This window comes from Shewanella sp. 125m-1 (assembly GCF_052977065.1).
This window is the reverse complement of the sequence record NZ_JBRILT010000003.1, coordinates 16646-30540: the sequence shown is the minus strand read 5'-3', so window position 1 is coordinate 30540 and position 13895 is coordinate 16646. Positions and strand designations below refer to the sequence as shown.

Here is a 13895-nt window from a genome sequence, read left to right as displayed (position 1 = left end):
GCATTACCTGCGTAGTTCGCGCCTTAAAATCTTGCCGACGGTGGATTTTGGCAGTGCAGCGACAAATTCTATCATTTTCGGCACCTTGTAAGCGGTGAGCTGTTCACGGCAATAGGCTTCGATAATTGACTTTGCTTGCTGTGTATCACTGTGAGGTTCGCTCAGTACGATAACCGCTTTGACTGCTTCGCCACTTCGCTCATCTTCAATTCCGATAACCGCACATTCAAGAATACTGTCGTGGTTTGATAGTACGTCTTCGACTTCATTTGGGTAAACATTAAAGCCTGAGACGATAATCATATCTTTCTTACGGTCGACAATTTTGTGGAAACCCTCTTCAGTAGCAATCGCGATATCACCGGTTTTAAAGTAGCCATCGGCAGTCATCACTTTGTCTGTTTCGCTCTGTTTGTTCCAGTAACCTAGCATGACCTGAGGTCCATAGACGGCAAGCTCACCGGTTTGACCAATGGGTACTTCATTGTCATCCATATCAAGGATCTTCACTTGAGTCGCAATAACGGGTTTACCTATGGTGCCCAGTTGCTCAAGTCCTGGTGAGTTAAGCGATACAACGGGTGATGTTTCCGATAGTCCGTAACCTTCAGAGATGGTGCAACCTGTGGTTTGCTCCCAGATTGTTGCCGCAGCTTGGGTCAGTGCAGTGCCGCCTGAAATGGTCACTTTTAGGTGGCTAAAATCTAGTGCTTTAAATTCCGGCTGATGGCATAGGCCAACAAACAAAGTATTAAGGCCGGCAAATCCCGTGAACGGATATTTTGATAGGATCGATATTAACCCCGCAATATCACGTGGATTAGGGATCAGCACCGAGCAACCGCCACGCTCATAATAAAGCACTAGGTTTACCATAAAAGCGTAGATATGGTACACAGGCAGCGGCGCCACGAAAATCTCTTCGCCCTCGACGATACGGCTACCTAAGCGCGATTTAATCTGCATCGCATTAGCAATTAAATTACCATGAGTCAGCATGGCACCTTTCGACAATCCTGTAGTGCCACCGGTATATTGCAGTGCGGCAATTTGCCCGGAAACGCTGATCACTGCGGCATAGGTAAGTGTTTGTCCTTTTTCCAAGACATCACAAAAAGATACGGTCGCGAACGGTACTTCAGGTTGTGGCTGCGGCGCAATTAAGTCCATCGCATGGGTGGATATAACGGTTTCAATGCCGGTGTTTTCTACCACTTCAGTTAGCGTAGGTAACAAGTCAGACAGCACGACTAAGGCTTTAGCACCCGAGTCATTAAATTGATGAATAAGCTCTCTTTGGGTGTACAAAGGGTTGGTATTGACCAGCACCATTCCGGCTTTGATGGCGCCATAAGCTGCAATAACAAACTGAGTAATATTGGGCAGCTGGATGGCAATTCTATCGCCTTGCACAAGATTAGTTTCTTGCTGTAGATAAGCGGCAAACTGACGTGAATAGCGATTAATTTCGTTGAAGCTGGTTTCTTTGCCTAGGCACGAATATGCGACTTTATCACCGTAGCGGGCACTGGCAAGTTCGATCAGATCGATAAGAGAGGCGTAACGCGATAGGTCTAGTGTGGTGTCTGAATCGTATGCCATTTAAATACCCTTTAGCTTGTTGGATGACTATTTAGGTCACTATTTTGATCACTATGTTCGATCAAGTTCGTTCTGATTCGTTGTCCGTTCTGATGTTCATTCTGATGTTCGATATTGTGATTATTCAAAATCAAACAGGTGTTTAGATTAGTGCTATCTATACCGAAAGGTCAATGGCATTAGTACAAAAGAGTTGCAAACGAGTTGAAATAAATTGTTTCCTTACTGTCGCCAGTATGTGCTGCTTATCTGACTGTTAAGTTTAGACTTTTTGCTCTAAAACGGAGCAGGGTAAAACGAAGCCGGATAAAGCAGAGCCGGATAAAGCAGAGCCGGATAAAGCAGAGCCGGAAGAGCCGGGAAAGCGTGGGCGGGGGTAACCGTGTCTGCTATCGCATTAGTGTAGGTCGGGATTTATCCCGTCAAAGAGGTTGGAAAGGGTGGTAAAGATTGGGTTTGTGCTTTGCCTTTATGCTTTTTCTAGCAGGACGAAGTCCGTCCTAGAAGCGCTGCGCTCTCGAAGCGTTGCGCTCTAGAACTAGAACTTTAAATCGGTGCGAAGAAGCTCGATTGCTGCGAGATCTGACCATGATTGTGTTGCTCGGCAATGGTAAAGGTGATCTCATTTTGGCGACTTGCTAGCTGTTCTGGCTCAGCAACCACTGTAATCGGGTAGTCTAATTGTTCTCCGGGCTTGATCTTCAGATCCACTTCACCAATTAATCGATAGCCATTATTGCCAGAGACATAGATGCGGTAAAGTCGAGTTTGTTGGGTTTTATTGCGGATCTTAAGCGTGAAGCTGTTCTCAATCTTGTCATCTAGCGTTTCACGGTACAGGTTTTGTCTATCGCGAATAACGTTGAATTCAATATTATTACGGTTATAAATATCCACAGCAATAACTGTCATCATCACAATGGCTGCGATGCCGTAACCAATAAACTTATAGGACTCGTAAAAGGGTTCTGCTTTGCCTACCAGTGCATTTTCGCTGCTGTAGCTGATGAGGTTAGGCTGATAGCCAAATTTATTCATGGTTTGATTACAGGCATCGACACAGGCGCCGCAGTTAATGCATTCATACTGCAGACCATTACGAATATCAATCCCGGTGGGGCAAACCTCGACGCATAAGTTACAGTCGACACAATCCCCTAAATCAGAATCCGTTAAATAGGCGCCATTTAGGCGTAAATTAGCGTTATCCATTTTCGGTTTACGCTTACGTGGTCCACGGCTTTCACCTCGCGCTGCATGGTAAGTCACCGTTTTAGTATTAGCATCAAACATCACAGACTGAAAACGTGAATAAGGGCAACAATGTAAGCACATCTGCTCGCGCATCCAGCCTGCATTTAAGTAAGTGCAGATAGCAAAGAACCACACCCAAGTGGCGACCCAAAAGCTGGCGTTAAAGCTAAAAATATTCAGATAGAGTTCACGGGCTGGCACGAAATAAGCGATAAACCCGCAGCCAGTAAGCAGTGCAATAGCGCCCCAGATAGAGTGTTTTAGCAGGCGTTTTTTGAGTTTGTTAGCATTCCAAGGCGCCTTATCTAGGGCAACCCGCTTATTACGGTTACCTTCGATACGGGTTTCAATCCAGACATACATAAAAGTCCAAGCGGTTTGTGGGCAAAGGTAGCCACACCAGACTCGGCCCCAAAATACAGTGATAAAAAACAGTAAAAATGCCGCCGCAATAAACACCCAGGCTAAAATGGTAAAATCTTGAGGCCATAACGTGGTGCCGAAAAAGATAAATTGCTGCTGATCCAAATCAAATAAAATCGCCTGCCGGCCTTGGTAAGAGATGAAGGGCAACAGGAAGAATAACGCAACCAGTAAGCTATTCATTGTTGTTCTAATTCTCTGGTAATCCCCTTTCTGCTCGCGAATATGGATCTTATTTTGGCTCTGCGTCGGGCTTGGCAGGACGTGTACAGGGATCCGCTGTTCTCTGTGGACGCGATTGGCGTTCTCTATCGTATTATTAGCGTTATTGTTAAGCATTGGACTTCTCTACTATGTGCATTTATTACAATGCAGTCATTGTTCACAGCGGTTGTTTTATTCGCTGCGTCTTAGTAGTGATATAGCAAGCATTAGGCCAAAAAGTAATTTTAGTAAGGTTATGTTTTTATTGGTTAAAGTCTGGAGCCTGAATGCCTTGGTGCACGATATATCGCGTTATGACGATATATCGTGTACTACTGCGCGTACTCATAGGATTGAAGCGGTAACAAGCGCTAATTAAACGGGGCGAGTAATTACTAACTTGTTCATTCGAGAGCGCAATGTGCTTGGTGGAAGACCTAGCATGGCAGCGGCGCCATTGGCACCAGATATACGCCATTGAGTTTGCTTAAGAACGCTGAGAATATGCTGCTTCTCAACTTGTTGCAGCGTTTGGTTACTCACAATGGCATCGATTACATTATCTGGCTGGTGGGGGGCTGGTAATTGTGCAAATTCCAGTATGGGGCCATGAGATAAAATCATCTCTCGCTCAAGAACGTTCTGTAACTCCCGCACATTACCCGGCCAGCGGTGCAGCATTAACTTTTTCATGCCTCTTTGGCTTACCCGATCTACCTTCTTACCTAATTTGCGGTTTAAGTCTTGAATAAGGTGGCTGACTAATGCGGGAATATCACCTAGTCGCTGCCTTAATGGTGGCACGGCAATTGGAAAAACATTGAGGCGATAATAAAGATCCATCCTAAATAGACCTTGTTCTACACGCTTGAGCAGGTCGTGATGCGTCGCAGTTATCAAACGGATATCAACCTTAATCGTTTGGCTACTACCGACACGTTCAAACTCTTGCTCTTGGATCACTCGAAGTAACTTAGATTGGGCTTCTAAGCTGAGTTCTGCCACTTCATCGAGAAACAGAGTGCCTTGGTGGGCCAGCTCAAATCGCCCCTTACGACGGCTTGTGGCACCGGTATAGGCGCCTTTTTCATGGCCAAAAAGTTCGCTTTCTAATAATCCACTTGAAAACGCGGCGCAGTTAACACTGATTAAGGGTTTATTGGCGCGATTACTCAGTCGATGTAAATTACGTGCGACCAGCTCTTTACCTGTACCGTTTTCACCGCTAATAAGTACCGTGCTTTCAGTGTTGGAAACCAGTTTAATTTGTTGGATCAGCTGGATAATCGCCTGGCTGCTCCCTGAAATTTCCACATCACCAGTACGGTCGGCAAGCTCGAGCTGTAGGTATTGATTTTCGAATGAGAGCTTTTCTGACAAGGCTTGAACCTGCTCAAGTGCTTGCCTTAATGAACGCTCAGTTTGTTTTTGAATACTGATATCACGAAATATCGCTACCACGCCGATAAGCACTCTCTCTTTATAGACTGGCGTTGAGGTGTAGTGCACAGGGAAGCTAGAGCCGTCTTTGCGCCAGAACACTTCGTGGCTGATCTCGCGGGCAATACCATCTTTTAGGGTGTTGTAAATGGGGCAGTCATCTTTATGATAATGGCTGCCGTCACTATGGCTATGATGATGGCAATCATGGATATTTGTGCCAAGAAGCTCATCGGCGTTCCAGCCTGTCATTCGCTCTGCTGCTGGGTTAATAAATACCGCATTACCGGCTAAATCAAAACCATAAATCCCTTCGCTAACGGCGTTCAAGATAAGTTGGTTTTCAGGAAGAAAGCCATCGTGAGTGGTTGTATCTTCAAGGTTAATCGCAGACATTTTTGCCCTGTATTCTCAGCAGTTAATCAGTAAAGTATACGCTAAAAGAACAAGGTCACGAAATAACGTGACCTTAGTAGTGATATCTTTAACCAAACGGTTAAAAGGGCTGGCTAGGCTACTAGCCTTTGGCTTTTTGCAAGCCGTGCAGCACCGTCTCCATAGTGAGTTGGCTTGGTAGCACTATGCCACTGGGGGCACCTGGGCCGTAGATTTTATTATAAGGTGTACCGCCTCGGCCCTGTGTCTGCATGTAGTTTTCTACCACAACATTGGGCTCGGTCCAGTCACCCTGCATGAGAATAATCTTATTCTCAGATAAGGCATTAACTATCTTCTCTCTATGGGTGACACCAATTTTGTTGGCGTAGCAGATATTGCACCAGTCAGCGGTGATGTCCACAAACACGGTATAACCGTCGTCGACCAGTGGCTGAATTTGCGCTGGGGTTAAGGTTTGCCAGTTAAGCTTTTTATAGGCGTCATAATCTTCGCCGTAATGAAGAAAAGCAAATACGCCACCCACGCACACTGCCATAAAACCCATTACCACAATCACGCCATTAGGAATGACTCTACCCTTAATTTTAAGGGTAATAAGTGATGCGATAATGATACAAATCAGCGTGAAAAAAATCAGAATTGAAACTGAGATGCTGGTCATGAATACTCCATGTAATTAGGTCAATAACGACTCGACTGACATGAGTCTCATCGGGTTTTAAACGGATAGATTAAGACATATTGCATCAATTTGATGAAAATTACCTGAGTACGACAGATATTTATTGGCATCAGCTTAATTAGCCATAAGCGAGGTTGTCGATGCTGGTTGTGACCAATAGAGGTTGATGATGTATATTGTGGCGATTAAAGGCCTTATTTAATGCTCAAGGCTGCTTTTTAAGATTGAGCGCCCAGGTTGAGTGCCTAGGTAGGGAATCGAGATTATTTCAAGGGTAAAAAAAGAAGAGTAATGAAAAGAGCAATCATAAGAACAATGATAAGAGTATTAACAGAGGGGAAAAAATGAGTATTAGCACTTGGCTAGGCTTATTGGCAATTTGCTGTTTGGGCGCGATGTCTCCAGGGCCAAGCTTGGCGATGGTAGTTAGGCATACCTTAGGCGGTGGCAGGGGCAAAGGGATTATCTGTGCGTGGGCGCATTCTATCGGCATTGGTGTGTATGCCTTGCTGACCTTGCTTGGGTTAGCTGTCCTGCTTAAGCAAGCCCCTATGGTGTTTAACGGCATTGCAATTATAGGTGCGCTGTATCTTGCCTATATGGGGATTCAAGCATTGCGCTCTAAAGGCGGTATGTCAGAAAAACTCGCGGCAGGTAAGTCAACCGGAGCCATCACCGCGGCGCGCGATGGCCTGGCTATTTCGTTGTTTAATCCTAAAATCATGCTATTTTTCTTAGCGTTATTTAGTCAGTTTGTGATGGTGGCAGATAACATGACGGGCAAAGCGCTTATCGTATTAACGCCCCTGGTTGTTGATGGTTTGTGGTACACCCTTATCGCCTTGCTGCTGTCCCACTCTGCAGTGTTACCCAAGCTCAGAGAAAAAGCTGCGCTGATTGATAAGCTGTCTGGTGTGGTACTTATTTTACTGGCTGTGCGAGTACTGGTGACGATATAAACTGATCGGCTATAAATACAAAACGCCATCGAATCGATGGCGTTTTTTGTTTAGCGTTGAATACACTAGTCACTAATTTTAATTAGCGTAGCTTAAGAGTTAAATACCTGTACGGCATCATCTTTAGCTGGTTCTGGTTCTGGCTCACGCGATTGGACAGGGTTCTTGATATGATCTTCAAGGTTGTCCTTTAGCATGGCTTTATATTCATCTGTAAACCATTCAAGAGCATTGTCTTTTTCTGCAGCAAGATCTGATGATTTAAGCGCTGCTTCAAATGCGTTAAAGCGAGAGGCTGCGAAACGCATAGCCGTACCTACTTTACCTACATCTTGCTCTTTACCCGCGAGTTCGTTTGCCAATGCAATGAATTGATCGGCTAGTTCAAAAATTGTGGTTTCTTTTTTAGCTTCTGACATCTTGCTTTTGCTCTTCTTTACCTAGGATAGTGGTTCGATTCTATCTTAAATTAGCCGTTAATAAATCATTGTTATTAACTATTGGGATCTGAATCGGTAATAACGCTGCCATTACGGGAGTCGTAATAGATAGACATAGTTTGATCTGGAAGGTGAAGGTAACGGCATTGATCTGGATTAATATAGGTCGCTAAGTATTCAGCATCTGGTGTGGTTGCAGAGTTTGACACTTGCGGCGCGTCTTGCAAAACTGTGCGCCACACCGACATGCAATCAGCAACGTTGTTTAGCCTTGAGCTTGACTCAAATGGCGGATAGTTCTGCGCTGGAAAGCCCCACTGGTTGATATCGAGCTGGCCATTACTGCCATTACCAAAAACTTGCAGGTTATCTACTGGTCCAGTCGCGCCTTTAGAGGCCCATTTGACGTTAGCTAAGCTAATGCCGCCTTTAAACGCCCCGCCAGTGGCTTTTACACTGGCAATTTCAGCATCTTGCTTTAGGTTGATAAACTTAGATGCCGCGACAACAGCCAAAATCGCCAAAACGATGATAACGACAATCATCTCAATGAGAGTAAAGCCCGAAGATGTTGTGTTTCTAGTCATGAATCAATCCGTAATTTTAGTGTGTTGCTTTATCCAAAGCAGGCACTATTTATACTAGCTGCTGGGGTCCGAGTCCACCACTACGCTGCCGTTATTCGAATTGTAGGTAATTGATAGATTGGTATTATCGCTGTAGTCATAAGTACATACACCTAATGCCACATAACGAGCCTTGTAGTCAGTTTCGTCAGCAGAACCCGACTTTGAAACCGTCGGTTCACTGTTTTGAAATAGCACTTGCCATACTGATATACAGTCTTCTACGTTATCTAACTGAGGCGAGGCTTCATCGGCGGTGTAATAATGCTGCGCAGGCCAGCCGTTAGCATTAAAGTCGACGTGGTTATCATCAGAGTCACCAAATACTGGCAGGTTTTCAGCGGGGCCGTCACCGTTCTTAACCGCCCAAACCGCTCTTGCTAAATCGATCCCTGACTTAAAGGCGCCGCCAGTCGCTTTAACATGTGATACCTGTGCATCTTCCGATAGGCTTAAAAACTTAGGGGCTGCGACAACGGCAAGAATGCCCAGGATAATAATCACCACGACCAGTTCTATCAGAGTAAAACCAGACTGTTGCTTTGATGAGTGGGCTCTAAAGTACATCGTTTAGCGATCCAAGGAAAAATGAACGGCTATCTTAACACTGACAATTTTTAATACCAATGATTAAAGGTTGGCCATTATCGAGAGCCTTGAGTGGTTAAGTGGCAGTCTTGTTGGTTTTTATCGGGTTATTTTATCGGGTGGGGGCTCTATTGTTGGCAGATAGTGCTGTTGGCTTGGTGCTCGCTTCAATGATTTTATCAAGCATGATTGCAAGGCCGCAGCTGACCTTTTAAGCTTAGGGAAATTCACATCAAGGTTCTGTCATGACGTCGCATTCTAGCTGGTCCTCTTTTATCGAAGAGCAACAGCAACAAGGTTATTTTCAATCAGTACAGCAGTTTGTCGAAGCTGAGCGCGCGGCAGGTAAAGTCATCTTTCCGCCTGAACATGAAGTGCTTGCCGCCTTTGATGCTACACCGCTAGACAAGGTGCGAGTCGTGCTTATCGGGCAGGATCCTTACCATGGCCCCAATCAGGCTCATGGTTTGTGTTTCTCAGTGAAAAAAGGCGTAAAAACACCGCCATCACTGGTTAACATGTACAAAGAACTCGTTACCGATATTGACGGATTTACTATCCCAGATCACGGTAATCTAACGCGTTGGGCAGAACAGGGAATACTGATGTTAAATACGGTATTAACTGTAGAACAGGGTAAAGCCCACTCCCATGCTAAATCGGGTTGGGAAACATTTACCGCCAATGTACTTACACTGCTAAACGAGCAGTCTCAGCCTATTATCTTCGTACTGTGGGGCGCCCACGCGATGAAAAAGGGAAAAGGCATTAACGCAATCCAGCATCAAGTGATTTCAGGGCCGCACCCATCGCCATTGTCTGCTTATCGTGGCTTTTTTGGTTGCCAGCATTTTTCAAAAATCAATCAGCTGTTACAAGCAAGGGGCGAAAAACAGATAGATTGGCAGGTCTAAGTGGCATGCCGTAACGCGCAAAAAAGAGCGTATAACGCTCTTTTTTGTTCAGTCGGCGCAGATTGACCACTGCTAGCGTAAACGGATCTTTAACCCACCAAAAAATAAAGCCCAAATCCAAGGCAAGTTAGGCAAATACCTAAGTTGATAGTTTTGGGCCAAGGTAATACTTTTTCGAGCAAGACTAAGATCGATAGCGCTAAAATCCAGCCGATATGCATCACGCCAACGACTAACAATAACGCCATTAACAGCCAGCAGCAGCCAACACAATATTGCCCATGCTTCATCCCCATCTTGACCGCTCCAAGCTTACCTTCTTGCCACTGTGACATTAAAAAGTTGAGTGGTGAGCGGCAGTAATGTAAACATTGCTGCTTGAAGGGGGTAACTTGATACAGGCCAATCATAATCAACAATATCCCGCTGGCGATATCATTGCTGCTTTGCATCATAGCCGTCATTAGTGCGAGGCGATGTAGTTGCCATTGAACAAGGGTGATACCAAGGCTGTATAAGCACCATAACAACAGATAGCCCAGAATAAACAGATTGGTTGAGACAAACTCTGCCGACCTTTGCTGACGAGTGCGGCTGATTTTGGCAAACAGTAAAATCATCGGTGTGGCAGAGGGCATCATCATGCCGACCATCATTACGGCCCACATGGTAAACACCATGGTTAGTTCATAAATATACCAGTGCGGTGACATCACCATTGTCATGTCAAAGAGCATGTAATACCAACTGAGACCCGTAAGCAGGATAATACTGGCCCAAGTGATAGGAGAGTGTAATTGTCTTGTGAGTGACTGGGCGCTTATCATCTGACTTGAGGCCTTATTTGAGTCACGCGCCAGATCATTGGCATAGCTTATCCATTAGGCCACTGCACATTGGCCCTCGCGGCAAACTTACCCGCATGATTAAAACTCAGCGCGTCATGTTTAAGCCACATGCTGTCAGTGGTCCCTATTCGGCCATCACTCCAGATAAAACCGCCATCAGGAAAGGTAATGTGTACGTGTTGTTCATCGCCTGTTACAGGGTTCATCAGTGGCTTTTGCTGGACTTGCATAACCCCTTTTACATCGAAAGAGGCATTTTTTTCACTGGTGTCCATATTAATATCAACAACAATGGGGCCAACTAGCGTGGTAAAGGTCGCGGCTAAGGCTTCTAATGGCATTCCGCCCGCTGCGCCGGTAAATATTGTGGCTAACGCAGTGACTTGCTCTTTACTGGCATTCGAGTCGATAAACAAGATGCAGGTACCATTACCCTCATGGATTGCAGCAGGCCATCTTATCGCTAACACAAGCTTTAAATCGTCGAGTTTAACTTCATCGTAATGGCCTTGATTGGCCTTGATTGGCCTTGATTGACCTTGAAACCGAGTTATGCCTCGCAGGAACCAAAGTCGGGAAAACCGGCAAACTGACAACCGCAACCGTGATTACAATTGCAGGTTTCAATCTGGTGCATGTTTAATGACCAGTTATTTTCAGCGCTCATAATGGCTGTCCAAAATAACGAAAGGTGCTGTTAAGTATAGTCTCGCCGGTTGTGGAATTTGAGGGGCAATAGAGCAAAGTGTGGTGGAATATGTTGAGTGACAAAGTGAGGATTTTAAGCTGTTGTTTTCACAACAGCGACGAGTAAAACATATAGCCAAAAGGGTTAAGCAGCCAGTTATCAGCAATAATTAGTCTAATGACAGAGATGGCTAAAATTGATAATTGTGGCTAGGAGTGAAAATAAACGGTAATGCTACGTCCCAGTGTTCACATGGGAGGGCGTCGACCAACTGGCAATCATGGGCATAGCCTATGGGTAACGGCTTACCCTTGCGCTGCCAATTAGCGAGAGTCCTATCATAGTAGCCGCCGCCCATGCCCATTCTGTTGCCTTGCAGATCGAAAGCGACAAGCGGGGTGATCACCACATCAAGCTGATGCGCCAGCAGCATCTGAGTAATATCAAGTTTTGGTTCCCAAATACCTAAATGACTTTGTTGTAATTCTGAGTCTGGCTCATAGCGAAAAAACAGCAAATTGCCAGCGCTGAAGGGGTGTAACCGTGGTAAATAAACCTTGATGCCTTGTTGCCAAAGCGCCTCGATAAGTGGCTTAGTATCAAGTTCACCATCATTAGTTAAATACAGAGCAACTCGGCGGGCATTAAATTTACGAATGGCAGATAAAGAGAGGTTGGCTGCTGACTCGGCGTATCGTGTTTGTTGCTCAGCAGATAGGGCGCGCCGTGCTTGTCGAATCATGCTGCGGAGCTGCTTGCGGCTCGCTTGGTTTGTATTGGGACTCGTCTCTATAGGCATTGAATAGCACTCCTTTTAATCACCAAAGCAGTCTAACTTTCACACAGGGTAATTGCTATAGATATAAAAACGCCGTTTGGCTTGATAGAACCAAACGGCGTGATTTAAACAAGAGCTTCTAGGCGACCATTAATTAACGTTCCATATTCATCGATTTGAGTAGAACGGGGCTGTTGTAATCCGCTACGGCTGTTTTGGCATTTAACCAGAAACGTCGTCGGGTTAAGAAGTAACTGAACAGCACTGATAACAAAATAATTTCGACAAAATTGTACAGAGTATACATAACTGCTGGCTGCATAATGTCGCTAATTCCTCTCGCGTAGTTCTCTTCTGCAGGCACAATACCCAGTGGACCATTAAGCATGGCAATTACAAACTGAAGGCCAACATATAGTGCTGCTGCGACAATCAAGCCTACTGGCTTTAAATACCATTTCTTCGGTAATTTAACACCGATAACCAATAGATATAAGCCTAGGACGATGGCGCCGCCTGCGAGTGCATTAACAAGTGCTGGTGGCTGAACAAATGCGTTTATAGTGTTGTAATACAAACTTAAGCAAACATGGGGCAGTAGCAAGGTGATGCCTAATGCTAAAGCGTAGGTTTTAGCCTTAGCGATGTTTTTCCAATAGAATTTTTTAACAAATTGATAGCTGACAAAAAATAAGCTTAACGCGAACACGTAGTTGGCAAAAGGGTGAATGCCAAATAGTGCAAATTCGGCACTTAATAGCGCAATAATCCATTGTGGATATTCCATTATTCCCATTCTCATAGTGGCATCTTCGGCAAAGTGTGGGAATAACAGCGCGATCATTACCGCTAAGGTAAAGAACAGGGCGGTATATTTAACCAGCGAACCCAGCATTTTAGGAACTATCCCTTTAATACTCTGCTTTTTAAGCTGGCCAATTAGGCTATCGTAATTAGCACCGATAGCGTCTTTGATATCGGTTGAAACCCAGTTTTCTTCAAGTAACGCAATTTTACTCTTGGTTTCTCTAGCTTCAATAATGTCCTTAATTGCAGGCGTCGCTAGCGCAACCATATCGTCGCTCTTGCTGCCAGCCCCAAGTTGCTGCGCAACTTGCCAAACCGCAGGGTCATAGACTCCGCCTGCATCGTGGGTAAGATTTTGCTTACCAGCAAAGCACATTTTAGTGTCTACTTTATCGATGCTTGCGGTAAATTGTAGCGTAGGTAATACCGCGGTAAAGCCATATATAAAGGTACAACCGTCAAGCTCATCCTTCACATCGATTTCAGTGATATCGTTAACGCAGTGAACAACGTTCAACCCTGTACGTTTAACAAAGTCGTCAGTCCATTCATGGTAATCGCTGCTGGTGTAGAACCATTTGGTACTGCGCTTTGCTTCGCCATCAATGGTGTAGCTATAGTATAAATAACCGCTACCATCACAGGTTCCGCAAGTGGTATCACCGCTACCATTGCAGCTGGTACAAGTGCGGTTACCGCTGCCGTAACAGGTTGAGCAAGTTTCAGTGGTGTAAACCGTACGTTCATTGTAACTGTCGTAGCGACTGACGCTGACTCGGCCGCTGCCACTACAAGATAAACAGTTCAATTTACCGCTGCCACGACAACTTCTACATCTGACACAGCCAGAACCATTACAGGTATTACAAAGATCTTCGCCTACATAGACATCTGGCGCTGAGTTTAGATTAGTATTTTTTATTAAGAAGTTTTTTGAAACATCCGGGCCGAGGATCTTTAAAAAACGTTCGTTGAACAGTGGATTACGGCCACTAACATATTCTTGAGCGGATTTATTGGCCTCTTGGCTTGCTCTTGAAGAGCTACCACTGGCAATCCCTGATGGGCGTCGGCCACCGTGTTTATGGCGGCTTACGCCAATTTCGACTCGCCAGCCAAAGTTGAACTTTAATTGGGCATCTTTAGCCTGTTCATCGCTGAGGACTACGGGGACATTAACCCCTGTGATTTTTTCACCATTGCTTCGAATAAAATCTTGAAACTGTTGCAATTTACTCACGTG

The 13895-nt window shown here is 45.1% G+C and carries 13 protein-coding genes; 2 read left to right on the top strand and 11 right to left on the bottom strand.

Annotated features, from left to right (window positions below; translation table 11 throughout):
- Positions 1-3 precede the first annotated feature (3 nt).
- The 4 genes from ACVBIK_RS02270 to ACVBIK_RS02255 all read right to left on the bottom strand — a co-directional run bounded on the left by ACVBIK_RS02270 (position 4) and on the right by ACVBIK_RS02255 (position 5983).
- A complete protein-coding gene (locus ACVBIK_RS02270; protein WP_447168994.1) occupies positions 4-1602 on the bottom strand; it encodes an AMP-binding protein in 1599 nt (532 codons plus the stop codon).
- A gap of 546 nt (positions 1603-2148) precedes the next feature.
- Positions 2149-3618, bottom strand: coding sequence for a cytochrome c oxidase accessory protein CcoG (gene ccoG / locus ACVBIK_RS02265; protein WP_447168993.1), 1470 nt, complete (start codon positions 3616-3618; stop codon positions 2149-2151).
- Positions 3619-3858: 240 nt separating this feature from the next.
- Positions 3859-5319: a sigma-54 interaction domain-containing protein gene (locus ACVBIK_RS02260; RefSeq protein ID WP_447168992.1), complete on the bottom strand. Its 1461-nt coding sequence runs from the start codon at positions 5317-5319 to the stop codon at positions 3859-3861.
- A gap of 121 nt (positions 5320-5440) precedes the next feature.
- The gene (locus tag ACVBIK_RS02255) at positions 5441-5983 is read right to left on the bottom strand and encodes a thioredoxin family protein (RefSeq protein ID WP_447168991.1); all 543 of its coding nucleotides are present in this window, start codon (positions 5981-5983) and stop codon (positions 5441-5443) included.
- Between the two features lie 365 nt (positions 5984-6348).
- Here ACVBIK_RS02255 and ACVBIK_RS02250 point away from each other — a divergent pair, with 365 nt between their 5' ends.
- Positions 6349-6963, top strand: a complete 615-nt coding sequence (locus tag ACVBIK_RS02250) for a LysE family translocator (protein ID WP_447159558.1) — start codon at positions 6349-6351, stop codon at positions 6961-6963.
- A 92-nt stretch (positions 6964-7055) separates the two neighbouring features.
- On the opposite strand, the gene ACVBIK_RS02245 is transcribed toward ACVBIK_RS02250, so the two are convergent.
- The 3 genes from ACVBIK_RS02245 to ACVBIK_RS02235 all read right to left on the bottom strand — a co-directional run bounded on the left by ACVBIK_RS02245 (position 7056) and on the right by ACVBIK_RS02235 (position 8596).
- Positions 7056-7382: a DUF3144 domain-containing protein gene (locus ACVBIK_RS02245; protein ID WP_447168990.1), complete on the bottom strand. Its 327-nt coding sequence runs from the start codon at positions 7380-7382 to the stop codon at positions 7056-7058.
- 74 nt (positions 7383-7456) lie between these two features.
- A complete protein-coding gene (locus ACVBIK_RS02240; protein WP_447168989.1) occupies positions 7457-7990 on the bottom strand; it encodes a type II secretion system protein in 534 nt (177 codons plus the stop codon).
- A gap of 54 nt (positions 7991-8044) precedes the next feature.
- Positions 8045-8596: a type II secretion system protein gene (locus ACVBIK_RS02235; protein WP_447159560.1), complete on the bottom strand. Its 552-nt coding sequence runs from the start codon at positions 8594-8596 to the stop codon at positions 8045-8047.
- 266 nt (positions 8597-8862) lie between these two features.
- Between ACVBIK_RS02235 and ung the strand changes: the two genes are divergently transcribed.
- The gene (gene ung / locus ACVBIK_RS02230) at positions 8863-9531 is read left to right on the top strand and encodes a uracil-DNA glycosylase (protein WP_447159561.1); all 669 of its coding nucleotides are present in this window, start codon (positions 8863-8865) and stop codon (positions 9529-9531) included.
- A gap of 89 nt (positions 9532-9620) precedes the next feature.
- Here ung and ACVBIK_RS02225 read toward each other — a convergent pair whose 3' ends face one another.
- The 4 genes from ACVBIK_RS02225 to ACVBIK_RS02210 form a co-directional block, all read right to left on the bottom strand.
- Positions 9621-10358 (bottom strand): DUF2182 domain-containing protein, encoded by a 738-nt coding sequence (locus ACVBIK_RS02225; protein WP_447168988.1) that lies wholly within the window; start codon positions 10356-10358, stop codon positions 9621-9623.
- Positions 10359-10405: 47 nt separating this feature from the next.
- Positions 10406-10849: a DUF1326 domain-containing protein gene (locus tag ACVBIK_RS02220; RefSeq protein WP_447168987.1), complete on the bottom strand. Its 444-nt coding sequence runs from the start codon at positions 10847-10849 to the stop codon at positions 10406-10408.
- A gap of 408 nt (positions 10850-11257) precedes the next feature.
- A complete protein-coding gene (locus ACVBIK_RS02215; RefSeq protein WP_447162913.1) occupies positions 11258-11866 on the bottom strand; it encodes a 5-formyltetrahydrofolate cyclo-ligase in 609 nt (202 codons plus the stop codon).
- A gap of 133 nt (positions 11867-11999) precedes the next feature.
- Entirely contained in the window at positions 12000-13892 is a 1893-nt protein-coding gene (locus ACVBIK_RS02210; protein WP_447159565.1) for a hypothetical protein, read from the bottom strand.
- Positions 13893-13895: the final 3 nt, after the last annotated feature.

Bases quoted from the DNA above. Each gene is read 5' to 3' on its own strand.
- ACVBIK_RS02270 (WP_447168994.1), bottom strand. From the start codon at position 1,602: ATGGCATACGATTCAGACACCACACTAGACCTATCGCGTTACGCCTCT.
- ccoG (WP_447168993.1), bottom strand. From the start codon at position 3,618: ATGCTTAACAATAACGCTAATAATACGATAGAGAACGCCAATCGCGTC.
- ACVBIK_RS02260 (WP_447168992.1), bottom strand. From the start codon at position 5,319: ATGTCTGCGATTAACCTTGAAGATACAACCACTCACGATGGCTTTCTT.
- ACVBIK_RS02255 (WP_447168991.1), bottom strand. From the start codon at position 5,983: ATGACCAGCATCTCAGTTTCAATTCTGATTTTTTTCACGCTGATTTGT.
- ACVBIK_RS02250 (WP_447159558.1), top strand. From the start codon at position 6,349: ATGAGTATTAGCACTTGGCTAGGCTTATTGGCAATTTGCTGTTTGGGC.
- ACVBIK_RS02245 (WP_447168990.1), bottom strand. From the start codon at position 7,382: ATGTCAGAAGCTAAAAAAGAAACCACAATTTTTGAACTAGCCGATCAA.
- ACVBIK_RS02240 (WP_447168989.1), bottom strand. From the start codon at position 7,990: ATGACTAGAAACACAACATCTTCGGGCTTTACTCTCATTGAGATGATT.
- ACVBIK_RS02235 (WP_447159560.1), bottom strand. From the start codon at position 8,596: ATGTACTTTAGAGCCCACTCATCAAAGCAACAGTCTGGTTTTACTCTG.
- ung (WP_447159561.1), top strand. From the start codon at position 8,863: ATGACGTCGCATTCTAGCTGGTCCTCTTTTATCGAAGAGCAACAGCAA.
- ACVBIK_RS02225 (WP_447168988.1), bottom strand. From the start codon at position 10,358: ATGATAAGCGCCCAGTCACTCACAAGACAATTACACTCTCCTATCACT.
- ACVBIK_RS02215 (WP_447162913.1), bottom strand. From the start codon at position 11,866: ATGCCTATAGAGACGAGTCCCAATACAAACCAAGCGAGCCGCAAGCAG.